Source organism: Paucimonas lemoignei, from assembly GCF_004342585.1.
GTDB classification, from domain to species: Bacteria; Pseudomonadota; Gammaproteobacteria; order Burkholderiales; family Burkholderiaceae_D; genus Paucimonas; species Paucimonas lemoignei.
In genome coordinates this window covers 1-20,493 of sequence record NZ_SLZQ01000007.1, presented here as the reverse complement: position 1 = coordinate 20,493, position 20,493 = coordinate 1, and the positions used below count along the sequence as shown (strand labels likewise).

The window sequence follows — 20,493 nt, the reverse complement described above, 5'->3', positions numbered from 1 at the left end:
CGTTCAGAAAGTCTGCCTTGGCTTATATTTCACCATGCTTAAGCGAATTACTGTTTGATTATAAACTTCGAATTTCAATTACAGGCAAAATGTCTCTTGCGCCAAATTTACCTGTTTCCCGAGGATTGTCGCCTTGGTGTATCATTTTTCGTCTTTTCGGCCGTTGATAAACCAGATAGAACAATTGCAGGCCTTTGATGCCCACTAGTATTTCGAGCGGTGTATTCGATCCCCTGGATCCCCGCCATTTCCGTAATGCGCTCGCACAATTTGCCACCGGAGTGACTGTTGTGACGACGCTCGCCGAGCCAGGCAAGTTCATCGGCTTGACTGCTACGTCGTTCAATTCCGTGTCGCTGGCGCCGCCGCTGGTGTTGTGGAGTCTCGCCAATACCGCGCGCAGCCTGCCGGTATTCCAGTCCTGTTCGCATTACGTGATTAACGTGCTCGGCGCGGATCAGGCATTTTTAGCCGATCGCTTTGCGCGCCGCATTGAAAACCGTTTTGAAGGCGTGGAATTCGATTTATCCGCCACTGGTTTGCCGATTCTGAAAGGCGCAGCGGCGTGGTTTGAATGCCGCAACAGAAGCCAGTACCCGGAAGGCGACCATGTCATTCTGGTCGGCGAAGTGGAGCACTGTGCCGTCGATCCGCAGCCTGCGCTGGTTTTCCATGGCGGCAAATTTGTCGCCACCAATATCGAATAATCTTACCTGGCTGCCGGCAGGTCGCCGACCTTTCCTGACATGATGGCTTCTTCCCGCTCCGCTTCCGACAACAAGGCCTGCTTTCAATGGAATGATCCTCTGCTGCTGGATCAGCAACTCGACGAGAGCGAGCGCATGGTGCGCGATGCCGCGCGTGCTTATTGCCAGGACAAGCTGCAGCCGCGCGTTCTGGAAGCATTCCGGCATGAACGCATGGATGCATCCATCTTCCGTGAGATGGGTTCGCTCGGCCTGCTTGGCGCGACGCTTCCGCAGCAGTACGGCGGCGCCGGTTTGAATCAGGTTTGTTATGGCTTGATTGCGCGCGAAGTCGAGCGCATCGATTCCGGCTACCGCTCGATGATGAGCGTGCAATCCTCGCTGGTGATGCTGCCGATCTACCTCTTCGGCACCGAACAACAGCGGCAACAGTATCTGCCCAGGCTCGCAGCCGGCGAATTCATTGGTTGTTTCGGCCTGACCGAGCCGAATAGCGGCTCCGACCCTGCTTCGATGACAACGCGCGCGCGAAAGGTCTCAGGCGGCTATTCGCTCAGCGGCAGCAAGATGTGGATCACCAATTCGCCGATTGCCGATGTGTTCGTGGTCTGGGCCAAGGATGAGGCTGACGTCATCCGCGGCTTTATCCTGGAAAAAGGCATGGCGGGCCTTTCCGCGCCGGCCATCCATGGCAAGTTCGGCTTACGCACTTCCATCACCGGCCAAATCGTCATGGATGAGGTTTTCTGCCTGGACGACAATGTCTTCCCTGAGATTCGCGGCTTGAAAGGTCCCTTCACTTGCCTGGATTCGGCGCGGTACGGGATTGCCTGGGGTGCGCTGGGTGCGGCTGAATCGTGCTGGCACACTGCCCGCCAGTATGTGCTGGACCGCCATCAGTTCGGCCAACCGCTGGCTTCGAACCAGCTGGTACAGAAAAAACTCGCCGACATGCAGACGGAAATTGCGCTCGGTTTGCAGGCTTGCCTGCGTTTGGGGCGCATGAAAGATGTGGGCTCGGCGTCGGTGGAAATCACGTCCATGTTGAAACGGAATTCCTGCGGCAAGGCCTTGGACATTGCACGAGTAGCGCGCGATATGTTGGGCGGCAATGGAATTTCGGACGAGTTCGGCGTAATCCGCCATATGCTCAATCTGGAAGTCGTCAATACCTATGAAGGCACGCATGATATCCATGCGCTGATCCTGGGACGGGCGCAAACCGGCATCCAGGCGTTTCAGTAACCAGGTAAGCTCATGCCGCTCTTACTCTCATTGCCGCAAGCGCCGGGCGTGATCGCCTAAGCTCCGGCATGCACACGAGCCATGCACGCTATCCTTCTTCCCCGAAGAATCGATCAGCGCCGCAGTTTCAAGAACCCGCAATAAAAAACGCCCTGCTTGCATGATCGCTCGCAGGGCGCGTCATCACTAATGAAAGCGCCGGCAATCGAAACCGGCGCTATTCATTTATCAGAACTTGCGGCTGTATTGCACGCTGACGATATTCACGTTACTTTCGTAATTCCCGCGTACGGTCGTACCGTTACTTGCTTCAGTCTTATTGATCGAGGCATCCTTGACGAATAGATGTGCGTAGCCGAAGTCCCAGGTATCGTTTGCCGATGGCTTGTACTGGGCACCGAACGATAGCCAGGTACGGTCGGCATCCGGCACGCGGGGAGTCCGGAACTCGTCTTTGACTGGCGAGGGATCATAAGCGATACCGCCGCGCAGTTTCCACGCATCGTTATAGCGGTAGTTCGCACCGATCGCCACGCGCACGGTATTGCGCCATTCTTCCGAGGTCACACTTTCTGGCGCGCCATTGTCGAAACGCACCCGCAGTTCCTTGAAGCGGCTCCAGCGTACCCAGCTGACATCGCCGAGCAGCGCCCATTTTGAATCCAGATCGACATAGCCGCTCACGCTTAGCGATTCCGGCAACGTGACATCGGCATTGGCTCCACCATTGGCGAACCTGTTCGATGCTGCGAGCGCAGCCGGCAAACCGGCAGGCCTGTCATAGCTGGCGTCACCCTTCAAGGTATGCTTGATATGGGAACGATAGGCAATGCCGAAACGGCTGTTTTCGGTCGGCGTAAACAGGGCGCCCAAATTGAAGCCGTAACCCCAATCATGGCCTTTGATGGTTGCCTTGCCATCTCTGGTTTGCGGTATAAAACCGCTTGCAGCGCAATTGGCAGGTCCAAGTCCCGCAATAGCTGGGCCATTGAAACAGGCGGCGCCGAAATCAATGGCTTGCGAAAGTTCGACATCGATATATTGGAAACTTACCCCGGCCCCCAACGACACCATGTCGTTCAACTTGTATGCCAGTGACGGGTTGATGTTAACCGTCTTCATGTCCGAGGTCAGTGCCTGGTAGCGCCCCGCCCAGTTTGCATCATATTCCGTCTTCAAACCGAAAGGCGACTGCACGCCAATGCCGAACCGCAAATTGGGCGCGAGATCCATTGCATAGAACATTGCCGGCACCAGCGCCCACCCGCCGGCATCACCACCGTTGCCGCCGGTAAGAGGTGTTGCCCCTCCCAGATTCGAGCCTGCGTTCGTGAATTTTGCGGAGGGGCGGATGCCTGAAGCGGTGATCTGGATTTGACTTCCCGACATGCGGGTCAATCCGGCGGGGTTGAAATAAATCGTGCTGAGATCTTCGGCGGCCGCGCCGGCGCCGGCATGGGCATTACCCAATGTCGCCGCACTCATTTCATTCAATGCAAATCCACTCGCGTGGGCCATGCCGGCTGAAGCCATGCCAAGCAAGCCCACCAGCGACACCATGGGTAAAACACGCGAAGAGCCTAATTCAGTCAGCTTTTTCTTTAGCGAAAAACCAAAACGATTCGGGACAGTGATTTCTTTGGCCAGCAACGGGATCACACCGATTTGCATAACAGGTCTCCTTAATTTTTTTAGAAATAGAACGATTGTTCTATTTTGATTAAGTATCCCATTAACGATTTATTTTGCAAACATTTTTATAAAGGAAATGTTGGCGACATCTCAGAACTTAGGAAATAAAGAAAGAATCCCATTCCATTTTCCCATTTTGACATGTCAAGATATTTTCTTAATGAATGATTGATATGCAAACATTTGATTGGCGTTATATGGCTTATTTACAGACAATCGCGGAAATTGCTTATTGGCAATTACATAAGCTGTGGCGGTTGTTTTCATAAAAAACAAATTCGACTCCCGTTATACGACAGGGATACATGCCGCGGCAACTCAAAAAAATCAAAGTGTTATACGGGAGTGAAAATTGAAGAAGAAATTTGCCGCAGGGTTGGCGTTGTGTGTCGCCTCTGCATTCGCCACGGCGCAGACCACCGAATTTGACGTTAACAGCAGCCGTCTGCTGGTAAGCGCCAACACCATTTCATCAAACGTTTATTTCAGCGATGTCAGTGGCTCGACCGGCAATAACGTGCTGGGCAACATCCGCATGTATTACGACTATTCCGATACCTATTCGGGATATGCGTCGCAGCCCAATTACTGGAACTACAACTGGTCGACCTACCTGCAGGCCGGCAGCGCGCTGGGACCGCTTGGACCGCTGGGCTATACCGGTCCTTTAAGTTCGGTCGGGCCGCTGTGGGGCGGCTCCTTTTCCTGGGGCGGCATCTCCTGGTTCCCCAGCAATTACTCTTCCTGGGTCGGCAAATACTTCTGGAATGGCGATTCGCTGTTCGGCTCGTCTTCGCCATATGGACCTTCCGGCCCGCTGGGCGCCAATGGCCCGCTCTCGGAACAAGCCATCTACCGTGACATGCCGCATCTGAACGAAACGATCGGTTCGGCCCACCAGGAACAATCGAACGATTACAACGATTTCCCGCATCAACTGGATCCTTCCGGTGTATGGGGCATTCTCGGCCCGGCCGGTCCGCTCGGCGCGCTCGGCCCGCTCGGTCCGCTTGGACGCAGGGGTTACGGTTCTTCCGGCCTGGTGTCGATCGACTCCACCACCGGCGACATGATCGCCAATGGCCAGGTCAAGCGCACGCTGGAAGTCCAATACGATACCGCCAGCCCGGCCACCTATCGCCAGTATGACCTGTCCGAACTGTACCCGCGCGCCAACCTGGTGAGCCGTCAGGCCAACCCGAGCAACTTCGTCAACGACACATCGTTCTCGGTGGATGCCGTCTCGCCCAGCTGCACGCTGAGCTATCTGAACAGCGACAACCACACGTTCTATTTCAAGTCGAAATACGACCAGTTCGTCTCGATCGTGCTGACCAACACGAATGCGTACGCCGAACTCGACTTCGATGTGTACATCAAGGCCGACACGGGCAATACGTTTAATTCATCGACGAACGCCGCCACATGGTTCGGCAGCCCGACCAAGAAATTTACCGTGAATACCGCGTCGGCGCTGTATGGCGGCACGCCAGTCGGCTATCAGGACTTTGCCGTGTTCCGCGCGAAGAAAAATGACGTGGTCAAGGTCGTCGTCAAGGCGCCGTTCTACACCGGCTACGACATGTGCGGCTACCTGCTGCATGTGACGGGAAGCGGCTTCCAGACCAAGGTCACCGGCGGTTCGTACACTGACTCGACGCTGTTCGCACCGCGCCGCACCAACGCTGTCACCGGCAACAAGACCTTCAATGTCACCGGCGTGCATCAGCAAGCTCTGACTTGGTAGATCAAGCCGTTATATCAAGCGAAGTCAGTCGATGAAAATGAAATAGGGCGCAACTCAATGCGCCCTATTCTTGCGAATACAAAACAGATAGTAGACGGCATTCCTTGCTATCGCCACAGCATTGTCCAACGCCAGTCATATTGCAGCGCCGGTTTCGTTAGCGACGCTAGCTTGTTTTTTGTACCAGGCTTGCCAGCACTCCGGCGGAATCGAAGGCGGCGCGGCGCAAGCGGTCGTTGACCCCCTGCCATGCGGCATCCGTCGGCGGGGCTTCGATGAGGATAATATCGGCGCCGGCGGCATCCAGTTCGCGCAAGCCGGCATACAATCCGTGCGCATAGGCCACGGGCTCGTCAGGCAATGCGAGCTGTGCGGATGCACCTGCCAATTCACCGCTGCCACGCCGCATTACCGCTGCACGCTTACTGTTATTCCCCAACTGGCGCACGGTCTCGGCGAGCTCTTGCGACTGCACCAGTGCCACCGGCGTAGCCGGCGCATAATGCGCCTCCAGCGTGCCGGAAGCACGCGGTGCGGCAGCATCCGGCAAGGCCGGCATGCGGCCGATGACTTCGGCGATCTGCTGGGGCGAGATATGTCCCGGACGCAGCAGCACAGGGCCATGGCTGGCCATGCGCGACAGATCGAGGATCGTCGATTCGATGCCGACATCGCTTTGCCCGCCATCGAGAATCGCAGCCAGCGGTCCCTGGTCTGCCTGCGGTTCACCGAATTCATCGCGCACGTGGCGCGCGGTAGTCGGACTGACATGGCCGAACTTGTTGGCAGAAGGCGCCGCCAGGCCGCCCCAGCCGCCCTTGAATTCACGCAGTAGTGCTTGCGCCACCGGGTGCGAAGGACAGCGCAGACCGATGCTATCCTGGCCACCCGATACCGCATCCGGAATATGTGCAGCGCGCTTGAGAATCAGGGTCAACGGGCCGGGCCAGAAAGCATCGATCAGCTTTCTCGCTTCGGCGGGAATATCGGTAGCCCAGTAACGGACATCGCCTTCCGGCGCCAGATGCACGATCACCGGATGATTGGCGGGACGTCCCTTGGCGGCATAGATCGCCGCGACGGCGTGGGGATTTTCCGCATCGGCGCCGAGGCCATACACCGTCTCGGTCGGAAAGGCCACCAGCTTGCCCTCCTCGAGCAAACGGGCGGCAGCGTCAATCGCCTTGCGATCGAGGGAAATGTCAGACATCGCGGAAAACCTTAAAGCGGAATGCCGAGAATGCGGCAGGCACAGGCGAAATTTTCCTGCGCTTCTGTCAGAGTCGGCGCCACGAAAGTCACGTGTCCCATCTTGCGACCACGGCGCGGATCGTCCTTGCCGTAGAGGTGCAGGTTTGCACCCGGCAGCGCCAGCACCTTGTCCCAGGCAGGCTCGCGTGGCATGTCGCTACCCGGGCTACCATTCTCGAACCAGATATCGCCGAGGATATTGAGCATCACTGCTGGTGAATGCTGGCGCACATCGCCCAGCGGCAGCTTCGCCATGGCGCGGGCCTGTTGCGCGAACTGGCTGGTGATGCAGGCATCGATCGTGTAGTGGCCGCTGTTGTGCGGACGCGGCGCCATCTCGTTGACCACCAGCGAACCATCCTGCAGCACGAAAAATTCGATGCACAGCACGCCGACGTATTCCATCTTGCCGATGATCGCCAGCGCGGCATGCTGGGCACGGCGTGCGCATTCTGCAGACACATTCGGCCCCGGCACCGTGGTGGAAAACAGGATGCCGTCGCGATGCACGTTCTCGGCGATCGGATACACCGCCGATTCGCCATCGGCGCCGCGCGCGGCCAGCACCGAGACTTCATAGGCCAGCGGCAGCATTTTCTCCAGCACGCAGACGACGCTGCGCATGTCCTGGAAAGCCTTGCGTGCTTCATCGCGCGAGCGCACGCGCACCTGGCCCTTGCCGTCGTAGCCGAGACGGGCCGTTTTCAGGATGCCCGGAAATAGATCGTCAGGAATGGCATCGATATCGGCTTCGTTCTCGATCACCTTGTGCGGCGCCGGCAGCACATGCGAAGTGGCGGCGCATTCGGTAAAGAAGCGCTTCTCGGCGACGCGATCCTGCGCGATCGACACATTTGCCGCGGCAGGCGCGACAAAGCTGTGCGCGGCCAGTTGTGCCAGGCTTTGCGCCGGCACGTTCTCGAATTCGGTGGTGACTGCCGCACACAGGCCAGCCAGCTGGTTCAGCGCGACCGGGTCGGTGTAGCTGGCGGACAGCAGGTAATCGGCGGCCTGCCCGGCCGGGCAATCGCGCGCCGGCTCCAGCACTGCCACCTTGAAGCCCATGGCTTGCGCGGCATGCACGAACATGCGGCCGAGCTGGCCGCCGCCCATGACGCCCAGCCAGGTCGGCGGCGTCGCCGACGGCACGAAGGGAGGTTTCTGCTCGCTCATACCGGCAAGCTCATGGCTTGCGCAGCCTGGGTCTGCTTGGCGCGGAATTCCTGCAGACGGGCAGCCAGCGCATCATCCGTGGTGGCCAGGATGGCGATGGCCGTCAGCGCGGCATTGGCGGCGCCCGCTTCGCCGATGGCAAAGGTGGACACCGGAACCCCCTTGGGCATCTGCACGATCGACAGCAGCGAGTCCTCGCCGCGCAGATACTTCGATGGCACCGGCACGCCAAGCACCGGCACGATCGTCTTCGCTGCCAGCATGCCCGGCAAGTGCGCTGCGCCGCCGGCACCGGCGATGATTGCACGCAGGCCGCGCTGACGCGCTGTCTCGGCATATTCGAACATCTGATCCGGCATGCGGTGCGCGGAAATCACCTGCGCTTCGAAGGGCACGCCGAAATCCTTCAGCATCGCCACGGCATGTTGCATCACTTCCCAATCCGAGGAAGACCCCATTACCACGCCAACCAGGGGCGCCGCTTTTGCTTGTTCAGACATGACGTACTCTTAATCTTTCAGGGTTTCGCCGGTCAGGCGCTCCAGTGCTTCACGATACTTGGCGCCGGTTTTTTCGATGACATCCTGCGGCAGGGCTGGTGCCGGCGCGGTCTTGTTCCAGTCCTTCAGCGTTTCGAGGTAATCGCGCACGAATTGCTTGTCGAAAGACGGCGGCGACATGCCCGGCGCATAGGAATCCGCCGGCCAGAAACGCGAGGAATCGGCGGTCAGCACTTCATCCATCAGATGCAGCACGCCGTTTTCATCCAGGCCGAACTCGAACTTGGTATCAGCGATGATGATGCCGCGCGTGGCGGCGTAATCGGCGGCGGTCTGGTACAGCTTGATGCTGATATCGCGCATCTTCTCGGCCAATTCTTTGCCGATGCGCTTTTCCATTTCCTCAAAGCTGATGTTTTCATCGTGCTCGCCGATGTCGGCCTTGGCCGCCGGCGTGAAGATCGGCTGGGCCAGCTTGTCGGCTTGTTGCAAGCCGGCCGGCAGCGGAATGCCGCAAATGGAGCCAGTCGCCTGGTAATCCTTCCATCCCGAACCAATGATATAGCCACGTACCACCGCTTCCACCAGGATCGGCTTCAAGCGCTTGGCCACCACCGCCCTGCCGCGCACCTGCTCGACTTCTTCCGGCGCCACCACGGTTTCCGGCGCAATGCCGGTCAGGTGGTTGGGGACGATGTCGCCAAGCTTGCTGAACCAGAAATCGGACATCTGGTTCAAGACCTTGCCCTTGCCGGGAATCGGTTCATTCATCACCACGTCGAAGGCCGACAGACGGTCGGTGGTGACAATCAGGATCTTGTCTTCGCCGACTGCGTAGTTGTCGCGCACCTTGCCGCGGCCGAGGAGTTTCAGGGAAGTGATGCTGGATTGGTAGAGGCTGTTCATGGGTATCTTCTAAAAACATTTTCGGCGGATCGCCATGAAACGGCTATTTCGCCGTCCCATGGGTGATCCGCCGTATGGCAAGGCGAATGATAGTCCGCCCTACTTTCTCTTACTGTACGATCTGCGTCAGTTCGCCTTTCTTGTACTTCTCGGCCATCTTCTCGAGAGTGATCGGCTTGATCTTGGCAGCCTGGCCTTCGCAGCCGAATGCCAGATAGCGCGCCTTGCAGATTTCCTTGGCGGCTTCGCGGGCCGGCTTCAGGTATTCGCGCGGGTCGAACTTCGACGGATTCTGCACGAAGAAGCGACGAATCGCAGCAGTCATCGCCAGACGGATATCGGTATCGATATTAATCTTGCGCACGCCGTGCTTGATGCCTTCCTGGATTTCCTCGACCGGCACGCCGTAGGTTTCCTTCATGTCACCGCCGAATTCGCGGATCTCGGCCAGCAATTCCTGCGGCACGGAAGACGAACCGTGCATCACCAGGTGCGTGTTCGGGATGCGCTGATGGATTTCCTTGATGCGCTCGATGGCCAGGATATCGCCGGTCGGCTTGCGCGAGAATTTGTAAGCGCCGTGCGAAGTGCCGATGGCGATCGCCAGGGCGTCGCACTGGGTTTGCTTGACGAAGTCCGCCGCCTGGGCCACGTCGGTCAGCAACTGTTCGCGGGTCATGGTGCCTTCGGCGCCGTGGCCGTCTTCCTTGTCGCCCTTCATGGTTTCCAGCGAACCCAAGACGCCCAGTTCGGCTTCCACGGTCACGCCGATAGAGTGGGAGAACTTCACCACTTCACGCGAGACCTCGACGTTGTATTCATAGCTGGCCACCGACTTGCCGTCTTCCATCAGCGAACCATCCATCATGACCGAAGTGAAACCGGACTTGATCGCGGCCATGCAAACTGCCGGCGACTGGCCATGGTCCTGGTGCATCACCACCGGGATATGCGGATAGGCCTCGACGGCAGCTTCGATCAGGTGGCGCAGGAAGGCTTCGCCGGCATACTTGCGGGCGCCAGCGGAGGCTTGCATGATGACCGGCGCGCCGACTTCATCGGCTGCCTGCATGATGGCGGTAACCTGCTCCAGGTTGTTGACGTTGAACGCAGGCAGACCATAGCCGTTTTCAGCGGCATGGTCGAGCAATTGGCGCATCGATACGAGTGGCATGTCAGTTCTCCAAAATAATCAAATAATAGTAATAAGTTTTATCCGCGCAGTTCTATCCACGCAGTGTTATCCGTTTTCCCCGACCCGCATGATCTTCAGGGCATTGGTGCCGCCGACCTGTCCCATCGGCTCACCCCAGGTGACCACGATCATGTCACCTTTTTGCACCAGGCCCTTGGCAAGAAGCAAATCTTGCGCGGCTTTCATGACGATCTCGCTATCCAGCGAATGCGGCATTTCAAAGGTTTGCACATTGCGGAACAGCGATGCCTTGCGCTGCGTGCCCAGGATATGCGTCATGGCCAGGATCGGGATATCGATCCGGTAACGGCTCATCCAGAGCGCCGTCGAACCGGATTCGGTCAAGGCTACGATAGCCTTCACGCGCAAATGATGCGCAGTGAACAAGGCGCCGTAAGCGATCGATTGGTCGATCCGGGTAAAAGTCTTATTGAGAAAATCCGCATCCAGCGTCGACTGTTCCGATTTTTCCGCTTCCAGGCAAATCGCCGCCATGGCTTCCACAGTTTCCACCGGATAACGGCCAGCAGCTGTCTCTGCCGACGTCATCACCGCGTCGGTGCCATCGAGGACGGCATTCGCCACGTCCGATACTTCCGCGCGGGTCGGAATCGCATTGACGATCATCGATTCCATCATTTGCGTGGCAGTGATTGCCAGCTTGTTGGAAGCGCGCGCCATCTTGATCATGCGCTTTTGCAGCGCCGGCACGGCAGCATTGCCGACTTCCACCGCGAGGTCGCCACGCGCCACCATGATGCCGTCGGAGGCGTCGAGGATTTCCTGCAAAGCTGGAATCGCCTCGGCCCGCTCGATCTTGGCGATCATCATCGGCTTATGCTTGTACGGCTCGCCGGCGATGTTAGCCAACTGGCGCGCCATGATCATGTCGGAATCGTTCTTCGGGAAGGATACGGCGACGTAATCGGCCTGGATCGACATCGCGGTCTTGATGTCTTCCATGTCCTTGGCCGTCAGCGCCGGCGCAGACAAGCCGCCGCCCTGGCGGTTGATGCCCTTGTTGTTGGATAGCTCGCCGCCGATTTTCACGGTCGTGTGAATGGCGCTGCCGGCCACCTTGTCGACCACCAGCACAATCAAGCCATCGTTCAACAGCAGCACGTCATGCGCTTTCAGGTCGCGCGGCAATTCCTTGTAATCGAGGCCGACGCAGTCCTGGTTGCCCAGCTCGCAATTGGCATCGAGGATGAACTTGGCGCCCTTTTCCAGCATGATCTTGCCATGCTCGAATTTGCCGACGCGGATCTTCGGTCCTTGCAGGTCAGCCATGATCGCCACTTCGCGGCCACAGGCTTGCGCGGCTTCGCGCACCAGCCGGGCTCGCTCGATATGGTCTTGCGCCTTACCGTGCGAGAAATTCAGGCGTACCACGTCGACGCCGGCGGCGATCATGCGGGTCAAGGTATCCAGGTCGCTCGAGACTGGGCCGATAGTAGCAACGATTTTAGTGGCGCGACGCATTCAGGTATGAAGATCCAATTTAAAAATTACAGGGCGCACCGAAGTGCGCCCTCTTCGTTTAATTTGCTGCACGTTCCTGCAAAATCGCCACAGCCGGCAAGACTTTGCCTTCCAAAAATTCCAGGAAGGCGCCACCGCCGGTGGAAATATAGCCAACCTTGTCAGCGATGTTGTACTTGGCAATCGCTGCCAGGGTATCGCCGCCACCAGCGATGGAGAATGCCTTGGAATCGGCAATCGCCTGCGCCAATGTCTTGGTGCCGTTGGCGAACTGGTCGAATTCAAATACGCCGACCGGGCCGTTCCAGACGATGGTGCCGGCGGCGCTCAGTTGCTGTGCCAGTTGTGCTGCGGTTTGCGGGCCGATGTCCAGAATCATGTCGTCGTCAGCCACGTCGGCGACTGCCTTGGTCGTCGCAGCCGCGGTCGGCGCGAATTCCTTGGCGCAGACCACGTCGCCCGGGATGGGCACGGAAGCGCCGCGCGCGGCCATTTTCTCGATGATGCGCTTGGCGTCATCCAGCAGATCCGGCTCGGCCAGCGATTTCCCGATCTTCAGACCAGCCGCCAGCATGAAGGTATTGGCAATGCCGCCGCCGACGATCAGATTATCGACCTTGTCGGCCAGCGATTCCAGGATCGACAGCTTGGTCGACACCTTGGAGCCGGCGACGATCGCCACCAGCGGACGCGCCGGCTGGCCCAGTGCCTTGCCCAGCGCATCGAGTTCGGCAGCCAGCAAAGGACCGGCGCAAGCCACCGGCGCAAACTTGGCGATGCCATGGGTCGTAGCCTCGGCACGATGCGCGGTGCCGAATGCGTCATTGACGTACACGTCGCACAGCTGCGCCATTTTTTGCGCCAGCTCGTCGCTATTCTTTTTCTCGCCCTTGTTGACGCGGCAGTTTTCCAGCAAGACGACCTGGCCCGGCGCGACTTCCACGCCATCGACCCAGTTCTGGCGCAGCTCGACCGGCTGGCCCAGCAGTTCGGACAGGCGCGAGGCGATCGGCGCGAGGGTATCTTCCGGCTTCATTTCGCCCTCGGTAGGGCGGCCCAGGTGGGACGTCACCATGACGGCGGCGCCGGCGTCGAGCGCCATGCGGATAGCTGGAACAGAAGCGCGAATGCGGGTATCTTCGGTGATATTGCCGGCATCGTCCTGCGGCACGTTCAAGTCAGCGCGGATGAAGACGCGCTTGCCCTGCAGTTGCTGGTTGGCGCACAAATCGCTCAGGCGTTTGAATTGCATAGATCCCCGTGAATGGCGAAAAATGGAAAAACCAGCATTTTACCCCACCACGACCCTGCAAAAAAGCCATGCTTGATTAGCAGCATTGACGGGCGGCTCAAGCCATGACTTGCCGCAATATTGTAAACAAGGCCATTCCGACCATAATCGTGCCCAGCATATGCTTTTTGACAACAAAAAATAGCGCGGCGCCTAATCCAGCCAATAACTTCGGATTCATTAGTGCCAATGCCATATTTCCGGAAGGGTCAGGCATCATCAGCAAGTCAGGCGCGATCGTCGCCGCCAAGGCCGTCGCCGGTGCATAACGCAAGGCATGCTTTGCCCAGCCCGGCAACTTGACGGCATCGCCCAACATGAAAAAGGAGCTGCGTGTCGCCAGGGTGGCAACGAACATCAGCGCAATGGAAATCCAGACATCGGTCGCAGTCATGTCTGCTCTTTCTTTTCACGCCGCCCAATCAGCTTATCCACCGCCATCGCCGCCACCATGCCGGCAATCAGTGCTGCCAGAAGTCCGAGCCGATACGGCCAGTGCACGGTCAGTACCGCCAACGCAGCGGCGACGACGACACCGGCCAGCGCGGCAGCATTCATGGTCAAGGGAATCAGCACGGCCAGCAAGGCCAGCGTTCCGGCAAAGGCGATGCCCCAGCTTTGGGGAATCTGGCTCGCCAGGACAATGCCCAGCACCGAGCCGATTTGCCAGGCGCACCAGTTCATATAGTTGACGCCGGCAGCGTATCCTTCCTTACCGCGGCGCTCAGGCTGTGTATGCGGTGGGAAGCGCTGGGAAAACAGCGCCATGGTCAGGTCGCCGTTCAGGTAGCCGTGCCAAAGCCGCTTATACCAGGGCAGATGCGAGAGATGCGGCCCCATCGAGGCAGAGAAGATGACGAAGCGGAGATTCACCACCAGCGCAGTGGCAAAGACGATCCAGACGGAAGCATTGGCGATGATGAGCGGCAGGCAAGCCAGTTGAGCCGAGCCGGCAAACACGATGAAGGTCATGCCCAGCGCCTGCCCGGCCGTCAAGCCGGCTTTGAGCATGGCCATCGCCGTCACCATGCCCCAGGCGAAAATCCCCGCCATGGCCGGCGCGCTATCCGCCACTGCCTGGCGGAATGATTCCCGCTCTGCTGCCGGGACGAGATGATCCGGCAGCCCGATTGTCAATTTGCCCATACCTTCCAACTGCTGCGCACGGCAAGTAAAGCCAATGAGCGCAAAAATCCGACGCAACGCCGTTAGTCTCCTCCGGCATTGACATAAAAATGTTGACGTACGGAATCATTTTACCGGGGATGCCGAATTTCTGCCGGATTCTTTCAAGCCTCTATCAGGTAAAATCTGACTTTCGCAAAAATGTTATCTGGAGAATAGTCATGTCGATGGACGATCGCGACGGCAAAATCTGGCAAGACGGCAAACTGGTCGAATGGCGCGATGCCAAAATCCATGTCCTGACGCATTCTCTCCACTACGGCATGGCGGTGTTCGAAGGCGTGCGCGCCTATAAAACGGCGCAGGGCACGGCAATCTTCCGCCTGGAAGAACACACCCGCCGCCTGTTCAATTCGGCCAAGATCTTCCAGATGCAGATCCCGTTTGATTTCGAGACGGTAATGGAAGCCCAGCGCCAGGTCGTGCGCGAAAACAAGCTCGAATCCTGTTACATCCGCCCGCTGGCCTGGATCGGCTCGGAAAAGCTGGGCGTTTCCGCCAAGGGCAATACGATCCACGTCGCCGTCGCCGCTTGGGAATGGGGAGCCTACCTCGGCGAGGAAGGCTTGAGCAAGGGTATCCGCGTCAAGACTTCTTCCTATGCGCGCCACCATCCGAACGTCATGCTGGTGCGCGCGAAAGCGTCCGGCAATTACATCAATTCCATCCTGGCGAATCAGGAAGCGCTCGCCGATGGCTATGATGAAGCATTGCTGCTCGATACCGATGGCTATGTCTCGGAAGGCTCGGGCGAGAACTTCTTCATGATCAAGAACGGCAAGCTGTACACGCCGGACCTCGCTTCCTGCCTGGATGGCATCACGCGCGACGCCGTGCTGACCCTGGCGCGCGACCACGGCATTGACGTGATCGAGAAACGCATCACCCGCGACGAGGTGTACTGCTGCGACGAAGCCTTCTTTACCGGCACCGCAGCCGAGATTACGCCGATCCGCGAACTCGACAACCGCCAGATCGGCAGCGGCAGCCGCGGCCAGGTCACGGAAAAACTGCAACAGCTGTTTTTCAAAGTCGTCGCCGGCGAAGACCCGCGCTATCAGCACTGGCTGGCACATGTCTGATTAACGCTATGCAAAGCCACTCTGGCAGCGTGATGGTTACTAACTGTGTGTTCGCACTGTGATCCTTGCCATATCTTGCCATGACGGATTTGCGTAATTCCTATCTAATTCTTATCTAATTAAGCAACCTGGAGAATGTGAATGACTGAAAAGATTGACGTGACAGTAGTGGATCTGGATGACGCCAGCTACACCTCGGCCTACTGCCCCAACCCGAACATGCCGCTGTGGTCTTCGCATCCGCGCATCTTCCTCGACTTCCAGGAAAACGGCGAGGCGAAATGCCCATACTGCAGCACGGTATATCGTCTCAAACCCGGCGCGAAAGTCGGTCACCATTAAGGCATAGCGTCATGGCCAAATCACGCAAACTGCTGGGCACCGTGGAAGAAATCGAGGCTGCCTTCTACGACGCCCTCGACCACGCCGACCTCGACGCCCTGATGGCCTTGTGGGCCGAGGATGAAGAAATCGTTTGCGTGCATCCTGGCGCGCCGCGCCTGATCGGCCATGCCGCCATCCGCGCTTCGTGGGAAGTGATCTTCGAGCGCGGCGGCTTGCATATCCGCCCCGTGCAGCTACATGCGGTGCATAACATGATGACTGCCGTGCACAGCCTGGTCGAGGATGTCATGCAAGGTCCGAAGGAAGGCGAAGAACGTCACATCCTGGCGAGCAACGTCTACCTGAAGACGCCGCGCGGCTGGCGGCTGGCCATGCGCCATGCCAGCGTCGCGCCCGGCAAAATGCCGGAATCCCCCATCAACGCGCCGGTGCTGCATTGAATTCCCCTGCATACCATGCACCGTGGTGGCTACCGGGCGGACATCTGCAAACCATCTATACGGCCAAACTGATTACCAAGCCTACCGTGGCATTCAGACGGGAACGCTGGGACACGCCCGATGGCGACTTCATCGACGTCGATTTTCTCGACGGCCAGCCCGGAAAACCATTTGTTGTCTTATTCCATGGCCTGGAAGGTTCGTCATCCAGCCATTACAGCCGCGCCCTGATGGCCCATCTTGCCGCGCTTGGCTGGTCGGGCGTTGTGCCGCATTTCCGTGGTTGTTCAGGCGAATTGAACCGCGCGCCGCGCTTTTACCATTCCGGCGATGCGGCTGAAGTCGACTGGATCCTGCGGCGCACGAAAACAATTGCCGATGCGCGCGGCAGCTCGCATTTCTATGCCTGCGGCGTATCGCTGGGCGCCAACGCCTTGCTGCGCTGGATCGGTGAATCGCAGCACCAGGCGGAGTTCGTCGATGCGGCCTGCGCCGTGTCGGCCCCGCTGAACCTGGCCGGCGGTGGCAGCGCGCTCTCGCGTGGCCTCAACATGATTTACACCAGGATGTTCCTCAACACCCTGAAGCCGAAATGCCTCGCCAAACTCGATCAATTCCCCGGCCTGTTTGATCGGAAAACCTTGCTCGCTTCACGCAACCTGTACGACTTCGACAATGTCGTCACGGCGCCGCTGCATGGCTATCGCAATACCGAGGATTACTGGCATCGCGCCAGCGCCATCCATATTCTTGAAGACATCACCATCCCAACCTTGGTGATGAACGCGCAGAACGACCCGTTTTTGCCGGCGAGTTACCTCCCGCAAAAAGCTTCTTCCACCGTTACGCTGGAATTTCCGGAACATGGCGGACACGTCGGCTTTGCCACCGGACCTTTCCCTGGACGCATTGACTGGCTGCCACAGCGGATGATTCGCTTCCTGACTGAAAATACCTCTTCTGCCGAAGTTGCAGTCGCCGCTTAGGCGATTTGTTTGCCAAGGCTTTAGCCAACCGATTTTCGCGCAGTGGTGTAGGATAGCCCCATGGATGAGATCGTCAGACTAGCCATGGCCAAGTGGCCGAATGTGCCGTACTGCTACGGTTGGCTAGCGCTCGATGCGCGCGGCGGATGGCGCATGCGCGATGAACGCGCGCAGGCAAACAAGCTGCCCGGCGACCGCATCAATAATGCCGCGCTGCTCAGCTTCATCAATCGCAACTACACGCACGACGAACACGGCCGCTGGTATTTTCAGAATGGCCCTCAGCGGGTGTATGTCGATCTCGAAGCCACACCTTATATCGCCCGCCTCGATCAGCCAGGAAGGTTCTTACTGCACACCGGGGACCCGTTGGAAAAAATCGATACGGCCTGGATGAATGAAGACGGTTTGCTGATCCTGCAAGCCGGCGACATCGTTGCGCAGATCGATGATCGCGACATGGCGCAATGCCTGGGATTTTTGCGCAGCGGCGAATCCGGCGAGCTTGCCGCCAGCGACGAAGAATTGATGGAGTGGCTGACGACAACGTCGGAAGATGAGAGTCCCCTTTATTTGCGCAATGGCGACAGGATGTTGCCAATCAAGCGGATTGCACGTGCGGCGCTTTCCTCGCACTTTGGATTCAATCCGCAACCGCGGGCCTAACCATTTTCAGTTAGCGCACTGTGCAGCGCTCCTGCCTGAATGCCTGTCACTCATGAAGTCCATGTCCGCATCTCTGGTAGCCGTATGCCTGGCAGGTTAACGGCTGCGGCTTTACTTCATTTCTTCCTTGAACCGCGCCTGCCACTCCCGTTCGCGCGCATCGATCAATGACTGGTCATAGAAGGTCGCGTCCGGCGCACGGCGCGCGATATTGAGCTGGTCCAGCGCCGACGACAGACTGCCCACCATTGCATAATTCTCGGCCAGCGCGATGTGCTGCAAGGCCTGCTTGCCCTGTGCAGCATAGGCCTTGGCGAGCCGCTCCTGCAATTCCGGCTCGCGCCGGTACAACTGCGCCTGATCGCGCAGGAAGCGTACGGCATCATCGTTTCTTCCTGCCGCCGTCAATGCGTCGGCATACAAGTGGGCAATGCCGCGCGACAGCGGAAACTGTGTCCGCGCTGCCTCGGCTTCCTTTACCGCCTCTGCCGACTGGTTGGCCGCCAGTTTCAATTCAATGGCAAGGCTGGCGAGAATGGAACTGGGCTTCATCCCTTGCGGCAGCGCTGCGCGGGCTTCTGACAGCAATTCCTGCGCACGCCCGATATCGCGCTGCCTGAACGCCAGCAAAGCCTGGCCATATTTCCCGGCGATGGTTTGATTACGGGTTTTCTGGGCGAGCAAACCTTCGAATGCTTCCGCCGCTTCGCGCAAACCCTGCGCCGTACTGTCCTGCAGCAAGCGCAGGCGAGCGCGTACCAGGTGAAAATCCAGGCTGTCGGCGCGTTGCTTGTAACGCAGACCGCGGGTGCGGTCCTGGATATCGGCGATACGCTCCGTCGTCAGCGGGTGCGAACGCAGGAAGGCCGGCACGCCGTCGCTGTAGGCGCGCGTCGAATTTTGCATGCGGCCGAAGAAAGCAATCATGCCCGACGTGTCGAACCCGGCATCCTTCATGATTTGCAGGCCGACGCGATCGGCCTCGCGCTCGGCTTCACGGCTGAAATTGAGTTGGCGTTGCAAGGCGACGCCTTCGCTACCCATGAGCAGCGCAGCCGAGGCATCGCTGCTGGAGCGAGACGCCAGCGCCGCCAGGATCATGCCAGCCAACGGCAACAGCGCATCCTGACGCTGTCTTCCAAGCATGCGGGCGATATGACGCTGGGCGACATGACCGATTTCATGGGAAAGCACGGAAGCGAGTTCGGATTCCGATTGCGCGGCTAATACCAGGGCAGAATGCACGCCGATGAAACCGCCAGGTAAGGCGAAGGCGTTGAGCGATGGATCGCGCACGGCAAAGAAAAAGAAATCGTACCCGGCCTCGCCACGCGCATCCGGTCGCACCGACACAAGCGAAGAACCGAAATTGTTCAGGTATTCCAGCACGACGGGGTCATCCAGGTAATCTCTGTCACGCCGCACATCGCGCATGATTTCCTCGCCAAGGCGGCGCTCCATGATGGGCGACAGCTCTTGCCGCTCGGTGTCGCCGAGACTGGGAAGGTTCTGGGCGAAGCTGGCAGACGGCACCGTAGCTGCCTGAAAAATCGTGGCGCAAGCGAGCGTTGCGGCAGCAACGGCCCTTAACCGCCATGCGCGGCGGGGCGACTCGTGTGGGAAAATGGGAGCGGAATTCACGGTGTTATGATACCTGCACTTGGGAATCGTTCAAGCAACTTCATATTTTGTTACTTATGGACAGCAAAAAAACAGATGATGACGTGATTGAGTTAAATCAGGGCTTGACCCATTTTGACGCTAGCGGGCAGGCGCATATGGTGGATGTCGGAGCCAAGGCTGAAACTCACCGGATTGCAGTGGCATCGGGGAGTATTCGCATGAAGCCGGAGACGCTAGCGATTATTCAATCCGGTAGCGCAAAAAAAGGAGATGTGCTGGGGGTGGCGCGGATTGCGGCGATTATGGGTGCCAAGCGGACTAGTGATTTGATTCCATTGTGCCATCCGCTGGCGCTGACGAAGGTAGCCGTGGAGTTTGAGGTGGATGTGGAGACTTCGAGTGTTACATGCACTGCTCAAGTTGAAAATTACGGCAAGACCGGTGTGGAGATGGAGGCACTGACGGCGGTGCAGGTTGGGTTATTGACTATTTATGATATGTGCAAGGCGGTGGATCGGGGGATGAGAATAAACGATATCCGAGTCATGGAGAAGCAAGGGGGGAAATCAGGAAATTGGGGCAAAGCTAGTTAAAAAATTTGAGCCAAATAAACTGTAGTAGTTCTGACTTGATCTGACAGAAAGACCTTGCCAAAGGGTGGGGTTACCCGGTTTGATAGAGGTGCGAATCTTTATCAATCTGCGCTAATAGCACCAAGGAGTAACCCCATGAGTAGTGTTCCTCAGAACGTCATCAAACACAAGCTTGGCTTGCTGAATCTGGCTGCTGAGCTAGGCAATGTTGAATCGCCCCTAGTTTCGTAGACACTTCCGAGCCCTATATGGACTAGCCCCACTTCGGTAGACATTTCCGGCCTATGATTGGACTAGCCCCACTTCGGTAGACATTTCCGGCCTATGATTTGAGCATAGGAGGAAGTGAATGAACAAGCCGAGATTTACACCGGAATTTAAGGA

General features: G+C 58.2%; 20 protein-coding genes. 9 read left to right on the top strand and 11 right to left on the bottom strand.

The window, feature by feature from the left end:
* Positions 1 to 197 precede the first annotated feature (197 nt).
* Positions 198 to 707, top strand: coding sequence for a flavin reductase family protein (locus EDC30_RS11790; protein ID WP_132259046.1), 510 nt, complete (start codon positions 198 to 200; stop codon positions 705 to 707).
* A 39-nt stretch (positions 708 to 746) separates the two neighbouring features.
* Positions 747 to 1,952 (top strand): acyl-CoA dehydrogenase, encoded by a 1,206-nt coding sequence (locus EDC30_RS11785; RefSeq protein ID WP_243656747.1) that lies wholly within the window; start codon positions 747 to 749, stop codon positions 1,950 to 1,952.
* A gap of 228 nt (positions 1,953 to 2,180) precedes the next feature.
* On the opposite strand, the gene EDC30_RS11780 is transcribed toward EDC30_RS11785, so the two are convergent.
* Complete coding sequence (locus EDC30_RS11780) at positions 2,181 to 3,623, bottom strand: OmpP1/FadL family transporter (RefSeq protein WP_243656746.1); 1,443 nt, start codon at positions 3,621 to 3,623, stop codon at positions 2,181 to 2,183.
* Between the two features lie 373 nt (positions 3,624 to 3,996).
* Here EDC30_RS11780 and EDC30_RS11775 point away from each other — a divergent pair, with 373 nt between their 5' ends.
* Positions 3,997 to 5,391, top strand: a complete 1,395-nt coding sequence (locus EDC30_RS11775) for a hypothetical protein (protein WP_132259045.1) — start codon at positions 3,997 to 3,999, stop codon at positions 5,389 to 5,391.
* Between the two features lie 166 nt (positions 5,392 to 5,557).
* Here the strand turns inward: EDC30_RS11775 and EDC30_RS11770 are convergent, their stop codons facing one another.
* The 9 genes from EDC30_RS11770 to EDC30_RS11730 form a co-directional block, all read right to left on the bottom strand.
* Positions 5,558 to 6,601 carry an L-threonylcarbamoyladenylate synthase gene (locus EDC30_RS11770; RefSeq protein ID WP_132259044.1) on the bottom strand — a complete coding sequence of 348 codons (1,044 nt, stop codon included), beginning with the start codon at positions 6,599 to 6,601 and terminating at the stop codon, positions 5,558 to 5,560.
* Between the two features lie 11 nt (positions 6,602 to 6,612).
* Positions 6,613 to 7,815, bottom strand: coding sequence for a 5-(carboxyamino)imidazole ribonucleotide synthase (locus tag EDC30_RS11765; RefSeq protein WP_132259043.1), 1,203 nt, complete (start codon positions 7,813 to 7,815; stop codon positions 6,613 to 6,615).
* Positions 7,812 to 8,315 carry a 5-(carboxyamino)imidazole ribonucleotide mutase gene (gene purE, locus EDC30_RS11760; protein WP_132259042.1) on the bottom strand — a complete coding sequence of 168 codons (504 nt, stop codon included), beginning with the start codon at positions 8,313 to 8,315 and terminating at the stop codon, positions 7,812 to 7,814. Before purE ends, EDC30_RS11765 begins: the two co-directional genes overlap by 4 nt.
* A gap of 9 nt (positions 8,316 to 8,324) precedes the next feature.
* Positions 8,325 to 9,221, bottom strand: a complete 897-nt coding sequence (locus EDC30_RS11755; RefSeq protein ID WP_132259041.1) for a phosphoribosylaminoimidazolesuccinocarboxamide synthase — start codon at positions 9,219 to 9,221, stop codon at positions 8,325 to 8,327.
* A gap of 109 nt (positions 9,222 to 9,330) precedes the next feature.
* Entirely contained in the window at positions 9,331 to 10,395 is a 1,065-nt protein-coding gene (fba, locus tag EDC30_RS11750) for a class II fructose-bisphosphate aldolase (protein WP_132259040.1), read from the bottom strand.
* A 66-nt stretch (positions 10,396 to 10,461) separates the two neighbouring features.
* Entirely contained in the window at positions 10,462 to 11,898 is a 1,437-nt protein-coding gene (gene pyk, locus EDC30_RS11745) for a pyruvate kinase (RefSeq protein ID WP_132259039.1), read from the bottom strand.
* Positions 11,899 to 11,956: 58 nt separating this feature from the next.
* The gene (locus EDC30_RS11740) at positions 11,957 to 13,150 is read right to left on the bottom strand and encodes a phosphoglycerate kinase (RefSeq protein ID WP_132259038.1); all 1,194 of its coding nucleotides are present in this window, start codon (positions 13,148 to 13,150) and stop codon (positions 11,957 to 11,959) included.
* Positions 13,151 to 13,247: 97 nt separating this feature from the next.
* Complete coding sequence (locus EDC30_RS11735) at positions 13,248 to 13,583, bottom strand: AzlD domain-containing protein (RefSeq protein WP_132259037.1); 336 nt, start codon at positions 13,581 to 13,583, stop codon at positions 13,248 to 13,250.
* Positions 13,580 to 14,335: an AzlC family ABC transporter permease gene (locus EDC30_RS11730; protein WP_132259036.1), complete on the bottom strand. Its 756-nt coding sequence runs from the start codon at positions 14,333 to 14,335 to the stop codon at positions 13,580 to 13,582. The genes EDC30_RS11735 and EDC30_RS11730 overlap by 4 nt, the downstream gene beginning before the upstream one ends.
* A 200-nt stretch (positions 14,336 to 14,535) precedes the next feature.
* Here EDC30_RS11730 and EDC30_RS11725 point away from each other — a divergent pair, with 200 nt between their 5' ends.
* The 5 genes from EDC30_RS11725 (at position 14,536) to EDC30_RS11705 (ending at position 17,893) form a co-directional block, all read left to right on the top strand.
* Positions 14,536 to 15,456, top strand: coding sequence for a branched-chain amino acid transaminase (locus EDC30_RS11725; protein WP_132259035.1), 921 nt, complete (start codon positions 14,536 to 14,538; stop codon positions 15,454 to 15,456).
* A 141-nt stretch (positions 15,457 to 15,597) separates the two neighbouring features.
* Positions 15,598 to 15,798: a zinc-finger domain-containing protein gene (locus EDC30_RS11720; RefSeq protein ID WP_132259034.1), complete on the top strand. Its 201-nt coding sequence runs from the start codon at positions 15,598 to 15,600 to the stop codon at positions 15,796 to 15,798.
* A gap of 11 nt (positions 15,799 to 15,809) precedes the next feature.
* On the top strand, positions 15,810 to 16,241 hold the full coding sequence (locus tag EDC30_RS11715) for a YybH family protein (protein ID WP_132259033.1): 432 nt from the start codon (positions 15,810 to 15,812) through the stop codon (positions 16,239 to 16,241).
* A complete protein-coding gene (locus EDC30_RS11710; protein ID WP_132259032.1) occupies positions 16,238 to 17,227 on the top strand; it encodes a YheT family hydrolase in 990 nt (329 codons plus the stop codon). Before EDC30_RS11715 ends, EDC30_RS11710 begins: the two co-directional genes overlap by 4 nt.
* Before the next feature lie 60 nt (positions 17,228 to 17,287).
* Complete coding sequence (locus EDC30_RS11705) at positions 17,288 to 17,893, top strand: DUF2946 family protein (protein ID WP_132259031.1); 606 nt, start codon at positions 17,288 to 17,290, stop codon at positions 17,891 to 17,893.
* Positions 17,894 to 18,004: 111 nt separating this feature from the next.
* Here EDC30_RS11705 and EDC30_RS11700 read toward each other — a convergent pair whose 3' ends face one another.
* Positions 18,005 to 19,534, bottom strand: coding sequence for a beta-barrel assembly-enhancing protease (locus EDC30_RS11700; RefSeq protein ID WP_424446915.1), 1,530 nt, complete (start codon positions 19,532 to 19,534; stop codon positions 18,005 to 18,007).
* 56 nt (positions 19,535 to 19,590) lie between these two features.
* Between EDC30_RS11700 and moaC the strand changes: the two genes are divergently transcribed.
* A complete protein-coding gene (moaC, locus tag EDC30_RS11695) occupies positions 19,591 to 20,109 on the top strand; it encodes a cyclic pyranopterin monophosphate synthase MoaC (protein ID WP_132259030.1) in 519 nt (172 codons plus the stop codon).
* The last annotated feature ends 384 nt before the right edge of the window (positions 20,110 to 20,493 follow it).